The following is a 24339-nucleotide window of genomic DNA, read 5'->3' as shown; positions in this document are numbered from 1 at the left end:
ATCGCTCGGGCGATGACGACCCAAAAAGGGGGGAACCCCCTACAGCTTCGGGCGGTCCGACAGGTCCTGGCCGGTGATCTGGTAGTGGACCAGTTCGGCGATGTTGGTGGCGTGGTCGCCGATCCGCTCCAGGTTCTTGGCGATGAACAGCAGATGCGCGCCGTCACCCACCGAACCCGGGTCGCCGATCATGCCGGCGACGATCTCGCGCAGCACGCCGTCGTGGCGCTCGTCGATCTCGGTATCCTTCAGCCACACGGTGTAGGCGCCCTGGGCGTCCTCCTGGCGGAAGGCGTTGACCACCGCGGCCAGTCGGTCGGCGACCATCCGGCCCAGCTCGGCGATCGGCTGCACCTGGACCTCCGAGGCCGCGGCCTCCATCCGCCCCACCCGCTTGCCGATGTTCTTGGCCAGGTCGCCGCAGCGCTCCAGCTGCATGGCGATCTTCATCGCCGCGATCGGCCGGCGCAGGTCGTCGGCCATGGGCTGGCGCAGCGCGATGAAGCGCACGGCGTTGCGCTCGATCTCGGCGTCCTGCAGGTCCAGCGCGTCGTCGCCGCGCACGACCTTGATCGCGTCCGCCAGGTCATGCCGGGTGAACACGTCGACCGAGGCCCGCACCTGAGCCACCGCCAGGTCGCCCATCGCCGCCACCGCGTGGCTCAGGCCGTCGAGGTCGGTGTCGACCGCCTTCAAGGTATGGGACATGGCAGTCACTCCTAGCCGAACCGGCCGGTGATGTAGTCGCGGGCCCGGCTGGTGACCGGGCTGGTGAAGAGCTGTTCGGTCTCGCCGAACTCGACCAGCTGGCCCAGGTACATGAAGCCGGTGTGGTCGGAGAGGCGCGCGGCCTGGCCCATGTTGTGGGTGACGATGACCACGGTGTACTCGGACTTCAGGTCGGAGATGGTCTCCTCCAGCCGCGCCGTCGAGATCGGGTCCAGGGCCGAGGCCGGCTCGTCCAGTAGCAGCACCTCGGGCTTCACCGCGATGCCGCGGGCCACGCACAGCCGCTGCTGCTGGCCGCCGGAAAGGCTGAGGCCGGACTCCCTGAGCTTGTCCTTGACCTCGTCCCAGAGGGCGGCGCGACGCAGGCTTTCCTCGACCCGGTTGGCCATGTCCTGGCGCGAGAGGCTTTCGTACAGCCGCACGCCATAGGCCACGTTGTCATAGATCGACATCGGAAAGGGGGTCGGCTTCTGGAACACCATGCCGATGCGCGCCCGGAGCGCGGCGACGTTCACCCGCGGGTTTAGTATGTCCTCGCCGTCCAGCAGCACCTGGCCGGTCGCCTTCTGGCCGGGGTAGAGGCTGTACATCCGGTTGAGCGTCCGCAGCAGGGTGGACTTGCCGCAACCGGAGGGGCCGATCAGGGCGGTCACCGCATTGGCGGCGAAGGAGACGGTAACGTCGAACAGCGACTGCTTGGCGCCGTAGAAGAAGTTCAGGTCCTTGATGGCGAGCTTCACCGTCTCCGGCGCGATCTCCAGGACGGCCGTTTCCGGCGGGCTTTCGAGTTGGGCGTTCATGAGCGGGCAGATCCCCGGAGGATGGTGCGGGCGACCATGGTCACGACGAGCACCGTGGCCGTGATCAGGAGGGCGGCGGCCCAGGCCAGGCGGCGCCAGTCATCATAGGCGGTCAGCGCGAAGTTCGCGATCACCACCGGCAGGTTGGCGGTGGGCTTGGTCAGGTCCAGGCTAAGGAACTGGTTGTTGAGCGCGGTGAACAGCAGCGGCGCGGTCTCGCCGCTGATCCGGGCGAAGGCCAGCAGGGCGCCGGTCAGCATGCCGCTCTGGGCCGCCTTCCAGATCACCGCGAAGATGGTGCGCCAGACAGGGGCCCCCAGGGCGACACTGGCTTCGCGCAGCGCGACCGGCTGCAGGCGCAGCACATCCTCGGTGGTCCGGGTGATCACCGGCGCGGCGATCAGGCCCAACGCGACGGCGCCGGCCAGGCCGGAGAAGCCCTTCAGCGGCGCGACCAGGATCTCGTACACGAACAGGCCGACCAGGATCGACGGCGCCGACAGCAGCACGTCGTTCAGGAACCGCACCACCTTGCCGTAGCGGCTCTCGCGAGCGAACTCCGACAGCCAGGTGCCGGCCAGCACGCCCACGCTAACCGCGCCCAGCATCGCCAGCGTGCACATCATGAGCGAGCCCAGGATGGCGTTCAGCAATCCGCCCTCGTTGCCCGGCGCCGGGGTGGACTTGGTGAAGATGTTGAGGTCGATCCCCCCGCCGTTCGGCTTGAAGAACCCACCCCCGCCCTGCTTCACCAGCGCCCAGAGGATCGCGGTCAGGGCGACCAGGGCAATCCCGGTCGCGATCCAGCAGAAGGCCAGGAAGGCGATCTCGCCCAGGCGGCGCGACAGGCGCGGGGCGGCGTTGGCCATGCTCATAGGTTCGCCTGCCGTCCGATCAGCAGCCGGGCCATGGCCAGGACCGCGAAGGTGATGATGAACAGCACGAGACCCAGCAGGATCAGCGAGGACACGTGCAGCGCCCCGGTGGCCTCGGTGAATTCGTTGGCGATGGTCGACGCGATGGTCGATCCCGGCGCGAACAGCGAGGTCGGGAAACCGTGGCTGTTGCCGATCACGAAGGTCACCGCCATCGTCTCGCCCAGCGCCCGGCCCAGGCCCAGCATAACCGCCCCGATGGCGCCGGTGCGCACATAGGGCAGGCTGACCTTGCGGATCACCTCGAAGGTGGTGGACCCCAGGCCATAGGCGCTCTCGCGCACCGTCGGCGGGATGGTGTTGAGCAGTTCGCGCATGGTCGCGGCGATGAACGGCAGCACCATGATCGCCAGGATCACCGAGGCGGTGAAGATGCCGGAGCCGTTGGGGATGCCGCTGGTCAGGGTCGCGAGCAGGCTGCCCGGCTTGGCCGACATCATGATCGGCACCTGGATGTGCTGGGCGAACCAGGGCGCGAAGACGAACAGGCCCCACATGCCGTAGACGATGGAGGGAATGCCCGCCAGAAGCTCCACCGCGGTGCCGATCGGCCGCCGCAGGATCGGCGGGCAAAGCTCGACCAGGAAGATGGCGATGGCGAACGACAGCGGCACCGCGAAGGCCAGCGCCAGGGCCGCGGTTATCAGGGTGCCGGTCACCGCGCCGGCGGCGCCATAGACCTCCTGCACGGGGTCCCACTCGGCGCTGATCAGGAAGGCCGGGCCGAACTTCGCGATCGCCGGCCAGCCGCCGATCACCAGCGAGATCACGATCCCGCCCAGGGCTGTCAGCAGGAAGGTGGCGGCCGAGAAGCAGAGGATCTCGAACGCCCGGTCCAGGGTCGCGCCGCGGGCGGAGCGCGGAGCCGCGGCGACATCGATGTCGGCGATCGCGGTCATCGGCTCATCTCAAGCTTGCAGAACACGCGCTACCCCTCGAACCCGGCGATCCTGAGCACGCTCTATCGGGGCCGCGTGACACTTCGGCGAAGGTTGCATGACGGTTCGATGACTTCGGCGGCGCGCTGGAACGTGGCCTCCAGCATCGTCCGGGCCTGGGTGATCGCCCTGCCCGCCTCCGGCCTGGTCGCGGCGAGGTTCTACGACCTGGCCCGCCTTCGGGTAGCGCTCCTCTCCCCCGAGCGCAGCGAGAGAGGGAGAGGGTAGGAAGAGGGCCGGCTGGGCTTCGAAGTCTCTCCCGTCGGTGATGCGAGGGCCCGCCGCGGCGGCGTGACGGGGCCCTGGCTGGACCAATGGCGGATCACGTTTCACGCGCCGGCCCTCTCCGTACCCTCTCCCTCTCGGCTTAGCCGGGGGAGAGGAGGCGTTAGATCGTCCCCATCGCCGTCCACATGGCCATGGCCAGCCCCAGGGCGCGCATGTCGCCCATGGTCGTGGGCATCATCTTGTTCATCACGTAGGCGAAGGTCGTGCGGGCATCCATGTCGATGATGATCAGCGATCCGCCGTAGCCGCCCCAGTACATGGAGTTGGGATTGGGCAGCGGCAGGACGCCCGGCAGGCCGAAGCCCAGGCCGAACCGCGCGGGAACGTCCAGGATCAGGTCGCGCCCCTCGACCTGCAGCTCCAGCGCCTTGCGGCAGCCGGCCTCGGACATGAAGCGCTTGCCGTTCGCCACGCCGCCATTGGCCAGGATCGTATGGATCTCGGCCACCGAGCGCGCATTGCCCGTGCCGCCAGCCGCCGGGATCTCGGCGCCGCGCCAGCCGCGGGTCTTGGTGGCGGAGACGTCGATGCCGGGGTTGTTGGACATGTTGCGCATCAGTTCAGTCTGGTTGCGCATGTCGGCGGCGCCGCCGCCGGGCGGTGGGGGCAGGAGTTCGGCGACGCGGTGGTCCTCCGAGGCCGGCAGGCCAATGTGGAAGTCCGCGCCGAGCGGCTCCGCGATCTCCTCGCGGAACACCGTCCCCAGCGACTTACCGGTGATCCGCCGGACCACCTCGCCTACCAGATAGCCCTGGGTCAGCGCGTGGTAGCCGGGCGCCGTGCCGGCCTCCCAGAACGGCGCCTGGGCGGCGAGCAGGCTGGTGGCCTTCTCCCAGTCGTAGAGGTCCTCGGTGGTGATCGGTTCCTTCCAGCCGGAGAGGCCCGCCGAATGGCTCATCAGGTGGCTGACCTTGATGTCGGCCTTCCCGTTCGCCGCGAACTCCGGCCAGTACCGGGCGACCGGCGCATCGAAGTCCAGGTCGCCGCGGTCGGCGATCAGCAGCGCCGTCAGCGCCGTCATGGTCTTGGTCGTCGAATAGACGTTGACGATGGTGTCGCGTTCCCAGGCCCGGGTCTTGGCGGGGTCCGCGTAGCCGCCCCAGAGGTCGACGACCGTCTCGCCCTCCACCGTGGCGCAGAACGAGGCCCCGATGTCCTCGCCCTTGCTGAGGTTTTCCTCGAACTGGGTCCGCGCCGCCTCGTAGCGGTCCTGCGTCAACCCTTGCACCGAACCGTCGGCCATCTCGCGCCTCCCTGGCTTTCGCCCATCGTGACAGGCCGGCGCGGCGGAAGCCTAGCCAAAAAGCATCATGGCCGGCTGGCAGCGCCGGAGTCGTCGATAGCCGCGGTCTGTCAGGCGGCCAGGACCGCCTTCTTCGCCGCGGACACCAGGAAGCCGGACCGAGTGAACCCGTGGGTCTCCGCGAACCGATCGATCAGCCGCAGGTCATCCTCGGGGATCGTGATGTTGATCCGAACGACCTTGGCCGCCGTCACCGGCAGATCGACGAGGATCGCAACGCCGTCACGGCTGTCCGGATCGCGCATCACCGCTTCAAGCGAAGAGGGCTCCGGCACGGCTTCCCCGTCTTCGCTCATTCCCTCGACATGCAGGGCCAGGGCCTCGGCGGCCATGGCGCGGGCCTCGTCCAGGGTCGCGCCGGCCGAAACGCAGCCGGGGAAATCGGGAAAAGATACGCCGTAGTCGCTGTCGGCGTCCTTGTGGATCAGGGCGATATAGTTGGCCATGGCTACCTCAACTTCGATCGGCCTGCTTCTCCATAGAGCGAAGCGTGCCCAGGGGAATGTCCCGCTTCGGATGCGGGACCGTCACCCGGCCAGGCTTCGCGTCGTGACGAAACTGCTTGTGGGAACCCATTTGGCCGACTTCGTACCAGCCGGCGGCATGAAGGGCCCTGATAACGCCCCGACTATCCATGTGTATTAATACACACTTCGACCTGTGTCACGCGAGTCGACACATACACACCGATACGCATCGGCTCGGGGCCAGCATCCACCAAAAAAACATGGCCGGCGCTGAGGCCGGCCATGTCACCCCTTCGATAGAGATCGAGGTCTAGCGGTAGACGGGCTTGCCGTCCGGACCGACGACCCTGGCCCAGGACTTGCGGACCATGTCCTTCACCGCCGCCGGCATCGGCAGGTAGTCCAACTGCACCGCCGCGGCGTCGCCGTTCTTGTAGGCCCAGTCGAAGAAGGCCAGCACGTCACGGCCCTTGGCGGCGTCTTCCTGTTTCACCCGCACCAGGATGAAGGTGGCCGCCGTGATCGGCCAGGCGTCGGCGCCCGGCTGGTCCAGCAGCAGCAGGTAGAAGCCCGGGGCGGCCTTCCAGTTGGCGTTGGCCGCCGCGGCGCTGAAGTTGGGCGCCGTCGGCTGCACGAACTTGCCGGCCTTGTTCTGCAGTTGCGTGTAGGTGAGCTTGTTCTGCTTCGCGAAGGCGTATTCGACATAGCCGATCGCCCCCGGGGTCTGTTTCACATAGGCCGCGACGCCGTCGTTGCCCTTGCCGCCCAGGCCCACGGGCCACTTCACCGAGTCGTTGGCCCCGACTTCGCTCGCCCAGTGGGCGGCCTTCGAGGCCAGGTAGGTGGTGAACACGAAGGTGGTGCCCGAGCCGTCCGAACGGTGCACGACGGTGATCGGCAGGTTCGGCAGCTTGACGCCCGGGTTGGACTTCACGATCAGCGGATCGTTCCAGGTCTTGACCACGCCGCGGTAGATGTCGGCCAGCAGCGGGCCGGTCAGCTTGACTTCGCCCGACGAGATCCCGGGCAGGTTGACGACGGGCACCACGCCGCCGATGACCATCGGGAACATGGTGAAGCCGTTGGTGGCCAGGTCGTCCGGCTTCAGCGGCTTGTCGGTGGCGCCGAAGTCGACGGTGCCGGCGGTGATCTGGCGGATGCCGCCGCCGGAGCCGATCGCCTGGTAGTTCAGCTTGGCGCCGGTCTGGGCGCGATAGGTCTCGGCCCACTTGGCGTAGACGGGCGCCGGGAAGGTCGCGCCGGCGCCGGAGATGTCGCCGGCCTGGGCCGCGCCGGCCCCTGCCAGGGTCGCTGCCGCGAGGATCGCGGTCAGGTAGCGTTTGAACATGGGAACCCCTCGTCGAAGGCGCGGATCGCGCACCCGTTCAGGGCCGGTGTATTGAGGTCGCGCGAAGCTCCGATGACATTCGCTCGTCAGTTTTGTGACAGTGACGACCGCAAGACGATTGTCACAAATATGAAGCCGGTTTTTTACCGGGCTGTCGCAATCGGAGCCTAGGAACCGCGCCTGTGAAGCTGCCGAACGGGCGGCCAAAGAGGGGTTCTATAATGGGCATGTCACTCAAGCGCGGCGCATCCGCGTGGCTCTCCGCGAGTCTGGCAGGCGTACTGTTGTGCGGTGTCTCGACGGTGGCGCTGGCCGCGCCGGCCACCGCCGCCAGCGACGCCAGGCTGCAGACCATGCAGTCGCAACTGGACGATCTGCGCGCGCAACTGAATCAGATGCGGGCCGCCGGCTCGCAGACCAATGCCCAGGACACCAGGCTGGCCGCCATCCAGCAGCAGCTGGACGCCATGGCCCAGCAACTGGTCGACCTGAAGGGGGCCCAGACCGCCGACGCCGGCGCCATCGCCACCCTGCAGACCCCGCAGGGCGGGTTCACCATCCCCACCCTGCCGAACGGCAAGCCGGCGCTGGCCACCGCCGACGGCCGCTTCACCGCCAACATCAAGGCGATCGTGATGTTCGACGCCGGCAAGTCGTTCCAGAAGAACAACCTGCCCGCCTCGGTCACCAATCGCGACCTGAACGAAGGCACCAACTTCCGCCGCGCCCGCTTCGGCATCGACGGCAAGCTGTTCCGCGACTTCGACTACGCCCTGATCTACGAATTCGGCGGCTCGGGTGGCGAGGACGCCGGCCACATCCAGGAAGCCTGGGTGCAGTACACCTACCTGAAGCCCTGGCGGATCAAGGTCGGCGCCTTCGAGCCCAACATCGGCCTGGCCGCCGCGGTCTCCACCAGCCAGATGCCGATGCTGGAACGCCCGGCCCCGGCCGAAATCGCCCGCAACGTGGCCGCCGGCGACAGCCGCAGCGCCGTCCAGCTGCAGGCCAACGGGGTGATGGGGGCCGGCGACTCGGGCCTCGCCGCCCGCTGGTTCGTCTCCACCGCCTTCACCGGCAACACGGTGGGCACGATCAACTCCACCGGCAGCTCGGCGGCCCAGCCGTTCGGCGAACAGACCGCCTGGATCGGCCGCCTGGCCGTCGCGCCGTTCTCCAGCACCGACTGGCAGGGCCACCTGGGCGTCAACGCCCAGTACGTGACCCAGCCCAACGACGCCGGCGCCGCGGCCAACCCGCGCTATCCGATCACGTTGCGCGACCGTCCAGAACTGCGCATCGACGGCACCCGCCTGGTGGACACCGGCGCCATCGACATCAAGACCGCCTCGGTGCTGGGCGCGGAAGCCGGCTTCTCGACCGGGCCGTTCCTGGTTGAGGCTGAGTACTTCCGCTACAAGCTCGACCGCCGCAACTCGATCGCGCCGAACCCTCACTTCAAGGGCTACTACGTCCAGGGCGTGTGGGTGCTGACCGGCGAGACACGCCCCTATAATCCGGGTGAAGCCCGCTTCGACGCGCCGAAGATGAACTACAACTTCAACGCCGAAGCCGGCACCTGGGGCGCGTTCGAACTGGCCGCGCGCTATTCGGTGGTGGACCTGAACTACCGCGAGGGCGCGCTGGGCACGACCCCGGTGCTGGGCGCCGTGCGCGGCGGCGAGCAGAAGGTCTCCAGCGTCGGCGTCAACTGGTACCTGAACCCCTCGATGCGGATGATGCTCGACTTCCAGCACATCGACATCGACCGGCTGGGCGCCACCGGCCTGCAGACCGGCCAGAAGTACAACGCCCTGGCGGCCCGGGCGCAGTTCAACTTCTAGCCTCAAGTCCCCTCTGACCCTCAAGGGCCGCCGCGCTTCGGCGCGGCGGCTTTTCTTGGTGTTCGCAAGACCGTCACGGCCCCGACATGCCGCGCCGGTAGCCTGAGGATCGCGAGACCCCCTCGCAGATCTCTCCACGTCGGCCCCCCGAGGCCGCTTCGGCCGCGACCAATCCCCTCTGGTCGCGGCCGCTTTTTTGCGTGGGGACCAAGGGGTGACCCTCGCAGGGGATCGCGCCAGGTGCTCCCAATCTTTCCCCCGCTAGCGGGGGAAATGTCGCCAATGCCGAAGGCGGGCGACAATGGGGGAAGGTGGGCGGCGTGTACGGTCACGCCCACTTCCCCCATCAACCCTCGGCTTTGCCGTCGGGCCACTTCCCCCATAGGGGAAGGATTGGGGCGCTTGCTAGGCGGCGATGGGCGCGGCGCGGACGGCCGGCTGGACGGCCAGGGCCTTGCGCGCCTCAAGCCAGTGGACGATCTCCATCGCCCCGTCGAAGCGTTCGACGATGGCGGTGCAGCTCTCCACCCAGTCCCCGTCGTTCAGGTAGAGCACCCCGCCCATCTCGCGCATCTCGGCCTTGTGAATGTGGCCGCAGATCACGCCGCAGACGCCGCGCCGGCGGGCCTCGTCGGCCATGGCGGTTTCGAACTGGTCGATGAAGGCCACGGCGTCCTTCACCCGGTGCTTCAGGAAGGCCGAAAGGCTCCAGTAGCCCAGGCCCAGCCGCCGCCGCGCCCAGTTGAAGTGGGTGTTGAGGGCCAGCAGGGCGCGGTAGCTCCAGTCGCCCAGGAAGGCCAGCCACCGGGCATTCTGCACCACCCCGTCGAACTCGTCGCCATGGGTGACCAGGTAGCGCCGCCCGTCGGCCGCCTCATGGATCGCATCGCGCGCCACCACCACGCCCCCGAAATGGATCCCGCAGAAATCGCGGATGACCTCATCGTGGTTGCCAGGGATGTAGACGACGCGGACACCCTTGCGCGCCAGCCGCAGGATCTTCTGGACGACGTCGTTGTGCGCCTGGGGCCAGAACCAGCCGGAGCGCAGCTTCCACCCGTCGACGATGTCGCCCACCAGGTAGAGCGTCTCGCACTCCAGCTCGCGGATGAACTCCAGCAGCAGCTCGGCCTGGCAGCCGCGCGTGCCCAGGTGGATGTCGGAGATGAACGCCGTCCGGCAGCGGACGGCAGGCGAGAAGTCCGGCATCTTGCGTCCCCCAACGGATGGCCGGTGATGAGCGGTACGGAGAGTCCGTGACGATGGGATGACGAACCGCTTCTTACGACGTCAGCCCTCGGTATCCAGCGCATACCCCGCCGAGCGCACCGTACGGATCAGGTCCGGGGCGTCGGGAATCCGCAGGGCCTTGCGCAGGCGCCCGACGTGGACGTCCACCGTGCGGACCTCGACATAGGTGTTGGCCCCCCAGACGGCGTCCAGCAGGCGTTCGCGGCTGAACACCCGGCCGGGCCGCTGCATCAGGAAGTCCAGCAGGCGGTACTCGGTGGGGCCCAGGTGGATGTCCTGGCCGGCGCGGGTCACCCGGTGGCGGGCGCGGTCCAGCAGCAGGTCGGCGTACTCCAGGCGCTCGTCCACCAGCTCGGGCCGGGTGCGGCGCAGCAGGGCGCGGATGCGGGCCACCAGCTCGCTCATGGCGAAGGGCTTGACCACATAGTCATCGGCGCCGGTCTCCAGGCCGCGGACCTTGTCGGTCTCCTCGCCGCGCGCGGTCAGCATCAGCACCGGCGTGCGCCGCGTCTCGGCCCCGGCGCGCAGCTGGCGGCAGACCTCGACGCCGGAGACCTTCGGCAGCATCCAGTCCAGGATCACCAGGTCCGGCGGCTCTTCGGCGACGCGCAGCAGCGCCTCCTCGCCGTCGGCCGCCCGCTCCACGCGGAAGCCTTCCTTCACGAGGTTGTAGTCGAGGAGGGTCGCCAAGGCGTCCTCATCCTCCACCACCAGAACGTAGGGGGTTACGATGGCGAGGTCTCCGTATCGGGCAGGCTGACCTTGGGCCGTTCGCCCGTCAGTTCCTCGCCGGTCATCTGGAAGTGCAGGATCTCGGCGATGTTGGTGGCGTGGTCGCCGATCCGCTCGAGGTTCTTGGCGACGAACAGCAGGTGCGCGCCGGCCGCCACCTGGCCCGGGCGGCTGGTCATCAGGGCCAGCAGCTCGCGGAACAGGCTTTCGTAGTGTTCGTCCACCTCGCCGTCACGGCGCCAGACGTCCAGCGCCGGCTCGACATCGCCGGCGGCATAGGCGTCCAGCACCTCGCGCAGCCGCGCCGAGACCAGCCGTCCCATGCGCTCGATGGCCCCGGTCAGCGGCAGCAGCGGCTCGCCGGCCGAGAGCACTAGGCTGCGCTTGGCGATGTTGCGCGCCAGGTCGCCGCAGCGCTCCAGGTTCATGGCCAGCTTCAGGGTCGAGATGGCCCGGCGCAAGTCGGCCTCGCCGGGATGGTGGCGGGCGATCAGGGCCACGGCCCGGCGCTCCACGTCGCTCTGCATGGTGTCCAGGCGCAGGTCGCGGATGATCAGGGCCTGGGCCAGCGGTACGTCGCGGCGCACCACGGCGTCCACCGCGTCGACCACCTGCGCCTCCGCCAGGCCGCCCATGCGGATGACCTCGGCGACCAGCTGGCGCAACTCGGACTGCAGGCTACGGTTCACTCAGCCCCTCGCTCTCTGAAGGCGCAAACTAATGCGGTCCTACGACAGTTTTGCGACGCTCAGCTTTGCGCGGGCGCAATCGGCAGATAGACGCTGAACGTGCTGCCCTCGCCCTCGGCGCTTTCGACCGCGAACCCGCCGCGGTGGCGGTTTACCACGTGCTTGACGATGGCCAGGCCCAGGCCGGTGCCGCCACTGCGCTGGCCCTCGACGCGATAGAACCGTTCGGAGAGGCGCGGCAGATGCTGGCGCGCGATGCCGGGGCCCTCGTCGGTGACCCGCAACACCACATAGGCCTGCCGGTCGGAACTGTCGGGCGAGAGCAGGGACAACCCGACGCCGGTGCGGCTGGGCGCGCGCGCCGCCTCCAGCGACGGGGCGGCCACCAGGGCCACGGCGACCCGGCCGCCGCGCGGCGTATACTTCACCGCGTTGTCCACCAGGTTCTGGATCACCTGGACCAGCTGGTCGCGGTCGCCCGTCACCGACGTCGCGTCGGGATCGGCGGTGACCGCGATGGTCACCCCGCGCTCGGCGGTCAGCGGTCGGATGGCGTCGGAGACGTCCTGGATGGTCCGCGCCAGGTCCACGCGGCCGGACGGGGCGATGTGCTCGTTCAACTCGATGCGGCTCAGCGACAGCAGGTCGTCCACCAGCCGCGCCATCCGGGTAGCCTGCTGGGCCATGATCCCCAGGAATTTCTCCCGCGCCTCGGTGTCGTCCTTGGCGTGGGTGCGCAGGGTCTCGACGAAGCCAGCCAGGGAGGCAAGCGGAGTGCGCAGCTCATGACTGGCGTTGGCCAGGAAGTCGGCGCGCATGCGCTCGGTGCGCCGCGCGTCGGTCTCGTCGCGCAACATCACCACCAGCTGGCGCAGGCCACCCTCCCCGGTCTCCAGCGGCCGGGCGAAGGCGCGCCAGAACCTGGGCTGGACACCGATGGTCTCGAAGGCCACCTCGGCGTTGGTCGAGGTGGCCAGCGCCCCCTCGATGGCCTCCAGCACCTCCGGCCGGCGCAGGGCGGCGCCCAGCGGCGCGCCGGCCAGCTCGATGCGGAAGACCTCGCGGGCGGCCCGGTTGCCGTAGGCGATCTCCGGCGGCTCGCCGTCGGCGCCCTGCACCAGGATCACCGGCTCGGGCAGCAGCTCCAGGATCAGCTGGGCCGCCGGGCCGGCGCCGGGCCTGTCGGCGAGGTCGGACATGCGTCAGGTGACCGGAATGCCGAGTTGCTGGGCCGCCTGGCGCAGGGCCTGCTGGTCGCCCGGCGAGCCCGCGAAGGCGCGGCTGGCGTCGCGATAGGCGGTCGCCGCCTGGTCCGGCTGGTTCAGCACCATGCGGGCGCGGATCAGCTGCTCCCAGCCGGCCCGGTCGCGCGGGTTCTGCTTCAGCCTGGCGGACAGGCCGTTGACCATGCCCTGGATCATCTGCTGGCGATCGCCGTCGCTCATGCCCTGAGCGGCGGCCACCTGCTGCTGGGTGGGCCCGCGCGGACCGGAGTCCACGGGCCCGGCGGGCACCGGACCGGCATCCACCGGACCGGCCGCCATGGCCGGCGGCAGGCGCCCGGCGATGTCGAGGTTGCGCTCGGTGGCCACCTTGACCACGAAAGCCCGCACCTCCGGCGCCCAGGGCGCGTTCGGGGGGGCGGACTTCAGCAGGTCGATCCAGTCGTCCATGGCGCCCTTGTGGTCGCCGGCCTGATCCTTGGCCACGCCAAGGTAGTAGCGGGCGCGCGGGTCGGCGGCATCGGCGGCAACAGCCCTGCGGAACACATCCTGGGCGGCCGGGGTCACCTGGCCGTCGGCGGCCAGCACCGTCGCCTCGCCCTGGGCGGACAGGTATTCGGCGTTGCGGGGCGAGAGCGCCGCAGCCTTACCGTAGGCGCTCGCGGCGTCGGCGTTGCGTCCGGTCTGCAGATAGGACCAGCCCAGCATCCGCCAGCCCTCGGCGTTGTCCGGGTGCTGCTTCATCTGGGTTTCGAGCTGGGCGATCACGCTGGCCGGGTCGCCGTGCGGCGAGCCGTCCTGCGGCCCGCCGGCCGGGACCGCGCCGGCCTGGGCGGTGGCGACGCCGCCCGCAGCCTTCAACCCCGGCTTGCCCAGGAAGGCATAGAGGCCGGTGCCGGCCAGGGTGACGATCGCGACCGTGCCCAGGGCCACGAACAGCAGCGTACGCTCGCTGAGCGGCCGGGCCTGCGCCTCGGACCTGCGGCCCTCCGCCAGCACCCGGCGCTTCAGGTCGCTCTTCAGCGCGTCGGCCTCCGCCCCCTCCAGCACCCCGGTCGCGGCCTGGGTCTCCAGCTCGCCCAGCTGCGCCTTCAACACGCCCAGGCTGTCATTGCGCTCGGCCTTGGGGGCGTCGGCGCGGCGCACCAGGGGTATCGTCAACCCGACGGCCGCGAACACGGTCATCAGGGTCAGGATAATCCAGAGAATCATTCAACGCGCCTCGTCACGCTCAAGCAGTTCGGCCAACTCGGCCTCCTCCGACACCGTCAGCGCCGCAGCCTTGGCCGGCGAACGGCCCCGGATGTAGACCGCCGCGCCCGCCCCGCCCAGCAGCAACACCGCCAGCGGCCCGAACCACAGCGCCAGGGTGTCGCCGCGGATCGGCGGTTTCAGCTGCACGAAGCTGCCGTAGCGGGCCACCAGGAAGGCCACCGCCTGGTCGTCGGTGTCGCCGGCGGCGATCCGCTCGCGCAGGATGATCCGCAGGTCGCGGGCCAGGGCCGCGTCCGAATCGTCGATCGACTGGTTCTGGCAGACCACGCAGCGCAGGTCGCGGCTGAGCGAATGGGCGCGGGCCTCCAGTTTCGGGTCGCGCAGCTGCTCGTCCGGCTCCACCGCCGCGGCAGAGCCGGCCAGCAGGGCGAGGGCCGCCGCGGTGGACAGGATACGCCTCACGATTCCGCCTTCAGCCGCTGCATCAGGGGCCCGATCTTCTGCGACCAGTCCTCCTCGGTGATGGCGCCGACGTGGCGATAGCGGACGCGGCCCTGCTTATCGATAATGAAGGTTTCGGGAACGCCGGAGACGCCCATGTCGATGCCCGTGCGCCCGCTGCGGTCGTTGCCGACCCGGAGGTAGGGGTCGCCGCGGTCGATCAGCCACTTGTTGCCGGCCTCCGGCTCGTCCTTCCAGTCGACGCCGTGGATCGGCACGCCCTCGGCGCGCAGCCGCATCAGCATCGGGTGCTCCGCCCGGCAGGCGACACACCAGGACGCGTAGTAGTTCAGCAGCACCGGCTCCCCGCCCAGGTCGCCGGTCCGCAGGCCCTGGTCGCCCGGGCGCACGGCCGCCAGGTCGAACGTCGGCACGCGTTTGCCGATCATCATCGACGGCAGCAGCGTCGGATCGCGGTGCAGGCCGGCGAAAAACACGCCGATCAGCACCGCGAAGGCCAGGATCGGGGCGATGAACAGCAGGCGACGCATCACTCGGCCGCCACCGGCTGCGCCAGGACCGCCGGCTTCACCGCCGCGCCCAGCCGCAGCCGCCGGTCGCTGAGCGATACCGCCCCGCCGAACGCCATGGTCATCCCGCCCAGCCAGATCCACACGATCAGGGGATGGTTCCAGAGCCGCACCACGATGCCGGACGCCGATTCCTCACCCACCGAGACGTAGAGGTTGCCCCAGGGCCGCACATGGATGCCCGCCTCGGTGGTCTGCGACTGGGCCGACGGATAGAACCGCCGCTCGCTGGAGAGGGTGTAGGGCGCGCCCTTGCCCTTGACCGTGAACCGCGCCTGGCGGGCCTCGTAGTTGGGGCCCTGGACGGTCTCCAGGGCGCTCAGAGTCAGGGTGCGGCCGGCGAAGGCCACGGTGTCGCCCGGCTGCATGCTGAGCACCTTGTCGGAATGCCAGGCGGTGACGCCGGTGATCCCCAGCACCACCAGGCCCAGGCCGGCATGGGCGAAGGTCAGGCCGAACAGCGCCCTGGGCGTCGTGCGCACGGCACGCAGCAGATAGGCTCGCCCGGTCCACCAGCGCCGGCCCAGGATCGTCGCCGCGCCCGCCCCCAGCCAGGCCGCCAGGCCCAGGCCGAAGGCGGTGACCACGAACTTCACCCCGGCGAGGATCAGCGCCGCGACCACCACCACGCCGGCGATGGCCGCCGGGACCCGCAGGCGCCGGAACGCGCTGCGCACGGTGTCGCGCTTCCAGTTCAGCATCGGCCCGAACACCGCCAGCGCCAGCAGCGGCACGGCCAGCGGCGCGAAGGTCCGCGCATAGTAGGGCGGCCCGACCGAAATCTTGTCGCCGTTGAACATCTCGATGAACACCGGGCTGAAGGTGCCCAGGAACACCGTGGCGCACAGCGCGGCCAGGAAGACGTTGTTGAGCGTGATGCCGCCTTCCCGCGAGAGCGGCTGAAACAGCGCGCCAGAGCGGATCGCCGGGGCCCGCCAGGCGTAGAGCGCCAGCGACAGTCCGGTCGTCACCCCGATGATGCCCAGGACATAGACGCCCCGCTTCGGGTCGACCGCGAAGGCGTGAACGCTGGTCAGGATGCCGGAGCGGACCAGGAAGGTGCCGACCAGGCTGAGCGAGAAGGTCAGGATCGCCAGCAGGATCGTCCAGCTGACCAGCGCCCCGCGCCGCTCCAGCACCATGGCCGAGTGCAGCAGGGCGGTGCCCAGCAGCCAGGGCATCAGGGAGGCGTTCTCCACCGGGTCCCAGAACCACCAGCCGCCCCAGCCCAGCTCGTAGTAGGCCCAGGCGCTACCCATGGTGATGCCGGCGGTCAGCGGGATCCAGGCGGCCAGCACCCAGGGCCGCACCCACCGGGCCCACGCCGCGTCGACGCGGCCCTCGATGAGCGCGGCGACGGCGAAGCAGAAGGCCATCGAGAACCCGACATAGCCCAGATAGAGGGTCGGCGGATGGAACACGAGGCCGGGGTCCTGCAGCAGCGGATTGAGCTCCTGGCCCTCGAGCGGGGCCGGGTCGAGGCGCAGGAACGGGTTGGAGGTGAAGATCAGGAAGCTGAGGAAGGCCGTGCCGATCAGCCCCTGGATGCCCAGCACCCGGGCCTGCAGCGTCTCGCGCAGGGTTCGGCCGAACACGGCGACGCCGGCGCCATAGATCGCCAGAATCAGCACCCAGAGCAGCATCGAGCCCTCGTGGCTGCCCCAGGTGGCTGCGAACCGGTAGGGCAAGGGCTGGCTGGTGTTGCTGTGCTCGGCCACCAGGGCGACCGAAAAATCGCAGGTCACATAGCCGTAGGCGAGGCATCCGAAGGCCAGGATTACGAACCCCGCCTGCAGGCGCGCGGCGGCCCGGCCGACCGCCATCAGCACCCCGTCGCCCCGCCATGCCCCCCAAAGCGGCGCCACGGACTGGACGAGCGCGAGCAGCAGCGCGAGAATCAAGGCGAACTGACCGACTTCCGCCGACATGGACTTTGTGCTCCCCTCCGACCCGTGGCGCGTGTTACCGCGTTCGCTCCAGATCGGAAATCTTACTGTGCAATAGCCGGGCGGAGGCGTGAAAGTATAGCGGTGCGGTCCAGATGGGCCGGGGCGTTGGGGGCGTTGGGGTATGGCTGAACTCTATAAGGTCGCGATCATCGGATCCGGTCCCGCCGGACTGAGCGCGGCTGCGCATGCCGCCAAGAAGGGCCTGAGCCACGTCCTGCTGGAGAAGACCGACCACCTCTCCGACACCATCTTCCGCTACCAGAAGGGCAAGCACGTCATGGCGACGCCCGTCGTCCTGGTGCTGCGCGCCGACGCCGAGTTCGACGCCGGCAAGCGCGAGAAGATCCTGCAGCAGTGGAATGACGACATCGCCGCGGCCGGCGTGAACGTGAAGTTCAACGCCGACGTCAAGGCGATCACCGGCGACAAGGGCAATTTCACGATCGAGCTAACCAAGGGCGAGCCGGTCAACGCCGAGACCATCGTCCTGGCCGTCGGCACCCAGGGCAACCCGAACCGCATGCGGTGCGACGGCGGAGCCCTGCCCCACATCCAGTACCAGCTGGACGATCCGGGCGAGTATACCGACGAGCACATCTTCGTCATCGGCGGCGGCGATGCCGGCATCGAGAACGCGATGGGGCTGATCGCCGACTCCGGCCAGAACAACACGGTCACCCTGGTCAACCGCGGCGCGGACTTCCCCACCGCCAAGAAGCCGAACGTGGACGGCCTGCTGGCCGCCCGGGACGCCGGGCGGATCAGCGTCCTGACCGAGTGCAACACCAGCCTGGTGGAGACCGGCTGGGTCACGGTCGACACCCCCCAGGGCTCCTCGCGCTACAAGTGCGACCGGATCATCGCCCGGATGGGCGCCGCCCCGCCGCGCGCGTTCGTGGAGGCGGCCGGCATCCAGTTCTCCGGCCCCGACCGCAGCGCCTTCCCAACCCTGTCGCCGATCTTCGAGAGCACCAAGGCCGGCATCTATGTGATCGGGGCGCTGGCCGGCTATCCGCTGATCAAGCACTGCATGAACCAGGGCTACGACGTCATCGAGTTCATCAGCGGCAACAGCCAGCTTGAAGCCGCCGACGAACCGTTGCTGCAGGCCAAGCTGAAGAACCTGCCCGGCAACCGCTCGGTGGCCGATTGGCTGGAGTTCCTGCGCAGCCACGTGGAGATCCTGAACGGCCTCTCGCCGCTGCAGATGCGGGAATTCCTGCTGGAAATGGACGTCAGGGCCTACAAGGCCGGCGATGCGATCTTCGTCCGCAACGACAGCGGCTCCTCGGTGTTCGGCATCGCCGAAGGCTCGGTGAAGGTCGAGGTCGATCCCGCGAACCCGAACATCACCGTGTCGATCCCGGCCAGCGAGATCTTCGGCGAGGTGGGCCTGATCTCGGGCCGCAAGCGCGGCGCGACGATCCGCGCGGCCGAGCCGACGATCTGCGTCGAACTGCCCCGCATGCTGGCCCTGAAGCTGATGTCCCAGGTGCCGCAGGCCCGCGAGACCGTGCAGCGCATCACCACCGAGCGGCAGGTGCTGCAGATCTTCAAGTCGGGCCTGACCCCCGCCGACATCAAGGATGTGCTGGCCGGGGCCGAGGTGATCGACGTCAAGCCCGGCGAGGCGATCATCAACGAGGGCGACCTTTCGGACGACCTCTACATCATTCGCTCGGGCTCGATGATCGTGGAGAAGAACCTCGGCGGGAAGCCGGTGTTCATGTCCTACGTGCCCGCCGGGTCCTATTCCGGCGAGATGGCGATGATGGAGCGCCGGCCGCGGTCGACGACCGTGAAGGCCGCGATCCGCTCTACAGTCGTCAAGCTTCCGGCCGAACCATTCCGTGCGCTGCTGGCCCGCAAGCCCGAGCTGGCCAAGCGGATGCAGTCGGAGATGAAGGCCCGCCAGGAGATCAACGCCTTCATCGAGAGCCAGAAGGAGGAGTTCGGCGGCGCCGTCGACATGTACTCCTCGGTCGCCAACTTCCTGATCAAGCAGGGGATTGGCGAGGCCACCGACGTGCTGCTGATCGACGAGAGCCTCTGCGTCGGCTGCGACAACTGCGAGAAGGCCTGCGCCGACAGCCACGACGGCCTGTCGCGCCTCAACCGCGAGGCCGGCACCACCTTCGCCAACATCCACGTGCCGACCTCGTGCCGGCATTGCGAGCATCCGCACTGCATGAGCGACTGCCCGCCCAACGCCATCCGGCGCGGCCCGGACGGCGAGGTGTTCATCAACGACACCTGCATCGGCTGCGGCAACTGCCAGCGCGCCTGCCCCTACGGCGTGATCCAGATGGACAAGCCGCCGCCCAAGAAGCCCAGCCTGTTCGCCTGGATGCTGTTCGGCGCGGGACCCGGCCCTGGCCAGCCGGACTACGAATGGCGCAAGAAGGCGGCCAAGGCCGGCGGCGCCGAATCGCCGAAACTGGCCATCAAGTGCGATATGTGTTCGGGCAAGGCCGGTGGCCCGGCCTGCGTGCGGGCCTGCCCGACGGGAGCGGCGATCCGGGTCACACCCGACGCCTTCCTGTCCGTGGCGCGGATCGAGAGGGGCGGCAACTAGCTCGTGTCACACGCTGGGGGGCAATCAGAGCGCGTGCGGCAGAGAACCCACGAAGGGTTCCTGCGCCACAAGCATTTCAGGTTCGCGCAGATCGCGACGGCGCTCTGCGTCGCGGCCGTGGGCGTCTACTTCTTCACCGCCGCACGCATGTCCGAGCCGCCCAGCGGCGGCAGCTGGATCGGCTACGTGCTGGGCACGATGAGCGCCGGCCTGATCGTCTGGCTGTCCTGCCTGGGCATCCGCAAGCGGGTGATCACCGCCGGGCACTATTCGCTGAAGGCCTGGGTCTCGGCGCATGTCTATCTGGGCCTGTCGCTGATCGTGCTGGCCACCCTGCACACCGGCTTCCAGTTCGGCTGGAACGTCCACACCCTGGCGTACGGCCTGATGATGCTGGTGATCGCCTCGGGTGCGATGGGCATCTGGGCCTATGCCACCCTGCCCCAGCGCCTGCACGGCAACCGTGGCGAGACCACCCGCAAGCAGATGCTGGAGGGCATCGAGAGCCTGGACCGCCAGATGCACGACGTGGCCCAGCCGCTCGACCGGGCCGGCGCGGAGATCGCGCGGTTCTCCATCGACAAGACCGAGCTGGGCGGCGGCTTCTGGAAGCGGCTGACCAACAGCTATGGCGACTGCGCCAACAAGCGCGCCCTGGCGCGACTGCGCGCCCTTCCGCACTCGGCCAGCGCGAAGCAGGCCGAGGCGATCACCAAGCTGGAAAGCCTGATGCAGCAGAAGGCCGAGGTTCTGGGGCTGGCGCGACGCCAGATGCAGATCACCGCCCTGCTCGAGGGATGGCTCTTCGTGCACATCCCCGCGACCTTCGCTCTGCTGGCGGCGCTTACCGCGCACATCGTCAGCGTCTTTGCGTACTGGTGAGATGGCTCAGGAATTCCACCTCAAGCTGATCACCGAGCGCGCCGGCGGCGGCGACCCGATCATCCGTGAGCGGCATCTGCCGGGCCCGGAGCTGTCGATCGGCCGCGACGCGGCCAGCGGCATCCTGCTCACCGATCTGTCGATCGATCCGCAGCATGCGAAGATGCGGTTCGCCGGACCCGGCCGGGTCACCATCGAATCGGTCAGCGGCCTGCCGTTCAAGGTCGGCGGCCGGTCTGTCCAGCGGGCCGACCTCGACCTCGCCAGCCACCCGGTGGTGGCCTTCGCCGACTACAGCCTGGCTTTCGAGGCCGGCCCCGAGGGCGGGGCGGTCATCACCGTCACCCACGCCGAGGACGAGCATCACCCGACGCCCAGCATCTTCTCGCTGCGCTCGCCGCTGTTCGGCCGTCGCAAGATGGCCTGGGTGTTCGGCGTGGGCATCTTCGTGGTCTGCCTGCTGGTCCCGATGATCTTCGTCGGCGTGCTGTCGCACCTGCAGATCCACCCGGACCAGCAATGGTCCACCGGCCACCTGTCCAAGTCGCACGCCTTCCTGGAGAGCGACTGCAAGGCCTGTCACACCAACAAGTTCGTGGCCGTGCGCGACGAAGCCTGCCTCGCCTGCCACCAGGCCGGCCTGAAGCCGGACGGCAAGGCCAAGGTCCTGGCGCGCTCCCGGGACGGCGGCAGCGCGTTCGAACCCCTGCTGATCGTCGACCACGCGGCCCACGACAAGCTGAGCAAGGCCACGCCGTTGCCGGCCGGGGTCGGCCCGAAGATCGCCGCGGTGTTCCAGCGCACCTTCAACCACCCGAACGACCGTTGCGCGAGCTGCCACGTCGAGCACTCCAAGGCCGACGCCAAGCTCGCGAGCGCCGACCCGAAGGCCCCGCTCAGCGACAAGCCGCAGATGATCGTCGTCCAGGACTGCAAGAGCTGCCACAGCCAGCTGAAGATGCGCCTGGGCAAGACCGAGCTCATCGACACGCCGGACTGGCGTCGCCACCCGGCGTTCCGGCCGCTGATCATGACCTCGGCCGAGGGGGCGAAGCCGACGTTCCAGCGGATGGCGCTGACCAGCGCGCCGCAGGAGAAGAACGGCCTGATCTTCCCGCACCGCATGCACCTGGACCCGACCGGCGGGGTGGCCCGCGAGGCCATCGCGCTGGGCAAGGCCCGCGGCTACGGCGCGCCGCTGGAGTGCGCCGCCTGCCACCAGCGCGACAAGACCGGCAAGGGCTTCGCGCCGATCCAGATGGAACGCGACTGCGGCGGTTGCCACTCCCTCGCCTACGCCCGGGTCGGCGGCCAGTTGAAGCTGTTCCCGCACGGCGAGGTCGAGAAGACGATGCAGATCGCCGCCGGCGGCTTCGGCGGCGGGGTGGGCGGCGCGGACCGCATGCGGCCGGGCACCATCCGGTCCAGCGCGTTCGGCGCCTATGCCGCGCCGTCGGCCGTGAGCGGCTCGCCGTTCCAGCGCGGCGGGGCCTGCTTCGACTGCCACGCCATCACCTGGACCCAGACGGCGACCGGACCGATGCCGCATGTGCAGGCGGTCAAGCTGGCGAACCGCTACATGACCCGCGGCGCCTTCGACCACGATGTACCGGAGCACGGTGGCCCGGGCCACGCCAAGGCCGGTGGCTACAAGTGCGCCGACTGCCACAAGGCGGCGGTGTCCGACCACGCCAGCGACGTCCTGATCCCGGACATCGCCAAGTGCGCCGCCTGCCACGGCCAGCCGAAGACCAGGACCGCGGCGGCCAGCGACGGCGAGTGCGCCACCTGCCACAGCTTCCACGCGCCGGGCCTGCCATCGCCCAAGCCCGGCCACCCGCCGCTGGAGACCCTGCGCTGGAGCGAGATGTCGGCGAAGCCGGCGGCGGGGGCTTGACCGCGCCGGTCAGACGCGTCGGATCGGGCCGGGATATCCGCCGATCTGACGATCTCCGCTAACGAAAAGCAGATCCTCCGCAATCGCCTGAGCGATCAGCAGCCGATCGAAGGGGTCGCGATGAATGGTCGGCAATGTGGCTACCCCCACCACATGCTCGCTGGTGATCAACAGTTCCTGGAAGCCGTTCATCATCAATCGCTGCCGAAACACCCGGGGCTCCGTCCGAAATTCCGGTCGGCCAAGACCGTGCTTGATGGCGACCTCCCAGACACTGACGACGCTGAATACGAGCGTGTTTTTCGGGTCTTCAATCATGTCACGGGCGACCCGGGACAGGCGATGCGGCGCGCCGGCCGCCCAAACCAGCAGGTGTGTGTCGAGCAGGAGCCTCACTCTTCGCCGTAGAAAAGTTTCTCGATCTCGTCCTGCGCAAAGGTGTTGAAGTCCTCCGGGATAGTCATTTCGCCTTCCATGAAGCCCAGCCGTCGCTTGCCCTGGGGCTCGGTCGGACCGACGGCCACGACCGTGACCATCGGCTTCCCCGCCTTGGCGATCACGAACGGCTCGCCGTTGACCGCGCCCTCGATCAGGCGGGACAGGTGGGTTTTGGCCTGGTGGATATTGACGGTCTTCATGGGTGAACCAACTGGACTAAGTCCGGTTAGTCTACTCGCGGCCCAGCCCGCGTCGCAAACGAAAACGCCGCGCCCTGCGGCGCGGCGTTCCCGAGTTCAGCGGTGGGTTCGCGGGGTCAGACCACCCCGAAGGCCAGCATGGCGTCGGCCACCTTCTTGAAGCCAGCGATATTGGCGCCGCGGACGTAGTCGGTGACCTTGGAGCCCGCACGGCCGCCGTATTCCACGCAGGAGGCGTGGATGCCGGCCATGATGTCCTCCAGCAGGCGCTGCAGCTCCTCTTCTTTCCAGGAGATGCGGGCCGAGTTCTGGCTCATCTCCAGGCCGGAGACCGACACGCCGCCGGCGTTGGCGGCCTTGCCGGGGGCGAACAGGATCTGGGCGTCCTTGAAGACGTGCACGCCTTCCAGGGTGGTCGGCATGTTGGCGCCCTCCGACACCGCGATGCAGCCGTTCTTGACCAGGGTCCTGGCGTCATCGCCGGTCAGCTCGTTCTGGGTGGCGCAGGGCAAGGCCAGGTCGCAGACCACGCCCCACGGGGTCTTGCCGGCGACGAACTCCGAGCCCTTGAACTCCTTGGCGTATTCGGAGATGCGGCCGCGGCGCTTGTTCTTCAGGTCCTTGATCCAGTTGACCTTCTCCTGGTCGATCCCGGCCGGATCGTGGATGAAGCCTTCCGAGTCGGAGAGCGTCAGGACCTTGCCGCCGAGCTGGTTGATCTTCTCGGCCGCGTGGGTGGCCACGTTGCCGGAGCCGGAGATCACCACCGTCTTGCCTTCGATCGAATTCTTCTGGGTCGCCAGCATGTTGCGCAGGAAATAGACCGCGCCGTAGCCGGTGGCTTCAGTGCGGATCAGGCTGCCGCCGTATTCCAGGCCCTTGCCGGTCAGCACCCCGGTGAACTCGTTGGTCAGGCGCTTGTACTGCCCGAACATGTAGCCGATCTCGCGGCCGCCCACGCCGATGTCGCCGGCCGGCACGTCGATGTCTGCGCCGATGTAGCGGTAGAGCTCGTTCATGAACGACTGGCAGAAGCGCATCACCTCATTGTCCGACTTGCCCTTCGGATTGAAGTTCGCGCCGCCCTTGCCGCCGCCCATGGGCAGGCCGGTGAGCGCGTTCTTGAAGGTCTGTTCGAAGGCCAGGAACTTCAGCACGCTTTCCGTCACCGACGGGTGGAAGCGGATGCCGCCCTTGTAGGGGCCGATGGAGTTGTTGTTCTGGACCCGCCAGCCGCGCTGCACGCGGATGTTGCCCTTGTCGTCTTCCCAGCAGACCCGGAAGCTGATCACCCGGTCCGGCTCGGCGATGCGCCGCAGGATCTGGTAGCGGTGGTACTGTTCCTTGTCCTGGATGAAGTCGAAGATGTCCTCCGCGACTTCCTGCACCGCCTGGGCGAATTCCGGCTGCCCAGGGTTGCGCCGTCGCACGCCCTCGATGAAACCGCCCAAGTCAACGTGATCGCTAACCGCCATGTTTGCCCCCTATGGCCGGCGAAACCCTTTCGCCGGACGCTCTTGCCAATGGACCTAACTACGAAATCCGGCGGGACTTAAGCGCAAATCAGCGCGCAATGTCCAAGCTTGGTTGATGGCCCCTTCACAA

Annotated in this window: 24 protein-coding genes; 5 read left to right on the top strand and 19 right to left on the bottom strand. The window is 68.7% G+C overall.

The genetic code is table 11. The features are described from left to right. Positions 1 to 39: 39 nt before the first annotated feature. From phoU (Q0R13_RS01865) to pstC, 4 genes are read right to left on the bottom strand one after another with little or no spacing between them, the layout of a single operon-like run. Positions 40 to 708 carry a phosphate signaling complex protein PhoU gene (gene phoU / locus Q0R13_RS01865; protein WP_293898607.1) on the bottom strand — a complete coding sequence of 223 codons (669 nt, stop codon included), beginning with the start codon at positions 706 to 708 and terminating at the stop codon, positions 40 to 42. An 11-nt stretch (positions 709 to 719) separates the two neighbouring features. Next, complete coding sequence (gene pstB, locus Q0R13_RS01860; protein WP_293898604.1) at positions 720 to 1529, bottom strand: phosphate ABC transporter ATP-binding protein PstB; 810 nt, start codon at positions 1527 to 1529, stop codon at positions 720 to 722. Continuing rightward, entirely contained in the window at positions 1526 to 2404 is an 879-nt protein-coding gene (pstA, locus tag Q0R13_RS01855; protein WP_293898601.1) for a phosphate ABC transporter permease PstA, read from the bottom strand. Before pstA ends, pstB begins: the two co-directional genes overlap by 4 nt. Continuing rightward, positions 2401 to 3363: a phosphate ABC transporter permease subunit PstC gene (gene pstC / locus Q0R13_RS01850; RefSeq protein ID WP_293898598.1), complete on the bottom strand. Its 963-nt coding sequence runs from the start codon at positions 3361 to 3363 to the stop codon at positions 2401 to 2403. Before pstC ends, pstA begins: the two co-directional genes overlap by 4 nt. Before the next feature lie 108 nt (positions 3364 to 3471). On the opposite strand from pstC, the gene Q0R13_RS01845 reads away from it, so the two are divergent. Then, a complete protein-coding gene (locus tag Q0R13_RS01845) occupies positions 3472 to 3630 on the top strand; it encodes a hypothetical protein (protein WP_293898595.1) in 159 nt (52 codons plus the stop codon). A 160-nt stretch (positions 3631 to 3790) separates the two neighbouring features. On the opposite strand, the gene Q0R13_RS01840 is transcribed toward Q0R13_RS01845, so the two are convergent. From Q0R13_RS01840 to pstS, 4 genes are all read right to left on the bottom strand, one after another. Then, positions 3791 to 4933 carry a serine hydrolase domain-containing protein gene (locus Q0R13_RS01840; protein WP_293898592.1) on the bottom strand — a complete coding sequence of 381 codons (1143 nt, stop codon included), beginning with the start codon at positions 4931 to 4933 and terminating at the stop codon, positions 3791 to 3793. 110 nt (positions 4934 to 5043) lie between these two features. Then, entirely contained in the window at positions 5044 to 5439 is a 396-nt protein-coding gene (locus Q0R13_RS01835) for a type II toxin-antitoxin system HicB family antitoxin (protein ID WP_293898590.1), read from the bottom strand. A gap of 7 nt (positions 5440 to 5446) precedes the next feature. After that, complete coding sequence (locus Q0R13_RS01830) at positions 5447 to 5629, bottom strand: type II toxin-antitoxin system HicA family toxin (protein ID WP_293898587.1); 183 nt, start codon at positions 5627 to 5629, stop codon at positions 5447 to 5449. 141 nt (positions 5630 to 5770) lie between these two features. Beyond that, positions 5771 to 6808, bottom strand: coding sequence for a phosphate ABC transporter substrate-binding protein PstS (gene pstS, locus Q0R13_RS01825; RefSeq protein ID WP_293898584.1), 1038 nt, complete (start codon positions 6806 to 6808; stop codon positions 5771 to 5773). A 221-nt stretch (positions 6809 to 7029) separates the two neighbouring features. Here pstS and Q0R13_RS01820 point away from each other — a divergent pair, with 221 nt between their 5' ends. Continuing rightward, the gene (locus tag Q0R13_RS01820; RefSeq protein WP_293898581.1) at positions 7030 to 8652 is read left to right on the top strand and encodes a porin; all 1623 of its coding nucleotides are present in this window, start codon (positions 7030 to 7032) and stop codon (positions 8650 to 8652) included. Between the two features lie 405 nt (positions 8653 to 9057). Here the strand turns inward: Q0R13_RS01820 and Q0R13_RS01815 are convergent, their stop codons facing one another. From Q0R13_RS01815 to Q0R13_RS01780, 8 genes are all read right to left on the bottom strand, one after another. After that, the gene (locus tag Q0R13_RS01815) at positions 9058 to 9861 is read right to left on the bottom strand and encodes a UDP-2,3-diacylglucosamine diphosphatase (RefSeq protein WP_293898578.1); all 804 of its coding nucleotides are present in this window, start codon (positions 9859 to 9861) and stop codon (positions 9058 to 9060) included. Between the two features lie 81 nt (positions 9862 to 9942). Next, positions 9943 to 10635 (bottom strand): phosphate regulon transcriptional regulator PhoB, encoded by a 693-nt coding sequence (phoB, locus tag Q0R13_RS01810; protein WP_293898632.1) that lies wholly within the window; start codon positions 10633 to 10635, stop codon positions 9943 to 9945. Beyond that, the gene (gene phoU, locus Q0R13_RS01805) at positions 10629 to 11324 is read right to left on the bottom strand and encodes a phosphate signaling complex protein PhoU (protein WP_293898575.1); all 696 of its coding nucleotides are present in this window, start codon (positions 11322 to 11324) and stop codon (positions 10629 to 10631) included. Before phoU (Q0R13_RS01805) ends, phoB begins: the two co-directional genes overlap by 7 nt. A 59-nt stretch (positions 11325 to 11383) precedes the next feature. Further along, entirely contained in the window at positions 11384 to 12523 is a 1140-nt protein-coding gene (locus tag Q0R13_RS01800; protein WP_293898572.1) for an ATP-binding protein, read from the bottom strand. A 3-nt stretch (positions 12524 to 12526) separates the two neighbouring features. Beyond that, a complete protein-coding gene (ccmI, locus tag Q0R13_RS01795; RefSeq protein ID WP_293898569.1) occupies positions 12527 to 13759 on the bottom strand; it encodes a c-type cytochrome biogenesis protein CcmI in 1233 nt (410 codons plus the stop codon). Further along, positions 13760 to 14224, bottom strand: coding sequence for a cytochrome c-type biogenesis protein (locus Q0R13_RS01790; RefSeq protein ID WP_293898566.1), 465 nt, complete (start codon positions 14222 to 14224; stop codon positions 13760 to 13762). Beyond that, positions 14221 to 14754, bottom strand: a complete 534-nt coding sequence (locus Q0R13_RS01785; protein ID WP_293898563.1) for a DsbE family thiol:disulfide interchange protein — start codon at positions 14752 to 14754, stop codon at positions 14221 to 14223. The genes Q0R13_RS01790 and Q0R13_RS01785 overlap by 4 nt, the downstream gene beginning before the upstream one ends. Further along, complete coding sequence (locus Q0R13_RS01780; RefSeq protein ID WP_293898560.1) at positions 14754 to 16721, bottom strand: heme lyase CcmF/NrfE family subunit; 1968 nt, start codon at positions 16719 to 16721, stop codon at positions 14754 to 14756. The genes Q0R13_RS01785 and Q0R13_RS01780 overlap by 1 nt, the downstream gene beginning before the upstream one ends. A 142-nt stretch (positions 16722 to 16863) precedes the next feature. Here Q0R13_RS01780 and Q0R13_RS01775 point away from each other — a divergent pair, with 142 nt between their 5' ends. Genes Q0R13_RS01775 through Q0R13_RS01765 form a run of 3 tightly spaced genes read left to right on the top strand, consistent with a single transcriptional unit; the run spans position 16864 to position 22096 of the window. Further along, complete coding sequence (locus Q0R13_RS01775; RefSeq protein ID WP_293898558.1) at positions 16864 to 19317, top strand: cyclic nucleotide-binding domain-containing protein; 2454 nt, start codon at positions 16864 to 16866, stop codon at positions 19315 to 19317. A 33-nt stretch (positions 19318 to 19350) separates the two neighbouring features. Beyond that, a complete protein-coding gene (locus Q0R13_RS01770; RefSeq protein ID WP_293898555.1) occupies positions 19351 to 20199 on the top strand; it encodes a hypothetical protein in 849 nt (282 codons plus the stop codon). A gap of 1 nt (position 20200) precedes the next feature. Next, a complete protein-coding gene (locus Q0R13_RS01765) occupies positions 20201 to 22096 on the top strand; it encodes a cytochrome c3 family protein (protein ID WP_293898552.1) in 1896 nt (631 codons plus the stop codon). Positions 22097 to 22105: 9 nt separating this feature from the next. On the opposite strand, the gene Q0R13_RS01760 is transcribed toward Q0R13_RS01765, so the two are convergent. The 3 genes from Q0R13_RS01760 to gdhA form a co-directional block, all read right to left on the bottom strand. Beyond that, on the bottom strand, positions 22106 to 22492 hold the full coding sequence (locus Q0R13_RS01760) for a type II toxin-antitoxin system VapC family toxin (RefSeq protein WP_293898549.1): 387 nt from the start codon (positions 22490 to 22492) through the stop codon (positions 22106 to 22108). Then, positions 22489 to 22734: a type II toxin-antitoxin system Phd/YefM family antitoxin gene (locus Q0R13_RS01755; RefSeq protein WP_293898546.1), complete on the bottom strand. Its 246-nt coding sequence runs from the start codon at positions 22732 to 22734 to the stop codon at positions 22489 to 22491. The genes Q0R13_RS01760 and Q0R13_RS01755 overlap by 4 nt, the downstream gene beginning before the upstream one ends. Positions 22735 to 22850: 116 nt before the next feature. Then, positions 22851 to 24209 carry an NADP-specific glutamate dehydrogenase gene (gene gdhA / locus Q0R13_RS01750; protein ID WP_293898544.1) on the bottom strand — a complete coding sequence of 453 codons (1359 nt, stop codon included), beginning with the start codon at positions 24207 to 24209 and terminating at the stop codon, positions 22851 to 22853. Positions 24210 to 24339 lie beyond the last annotated feature (130 nt).

The sequence above is a fragment of the Phenylobacterium sp. genome, assembly GCF_025351295.1.
In the GTDB taxonomy this organism is placed as follows: domain Bacteria; phylum Pseudomonadota; class Alphaproteobacteria; order Caulobacterales; family Caulobacteraceae; genus Phenylobacterium.
This window is presented reverse-complemented; position numbering and strand designations above follow the sequence as displayed.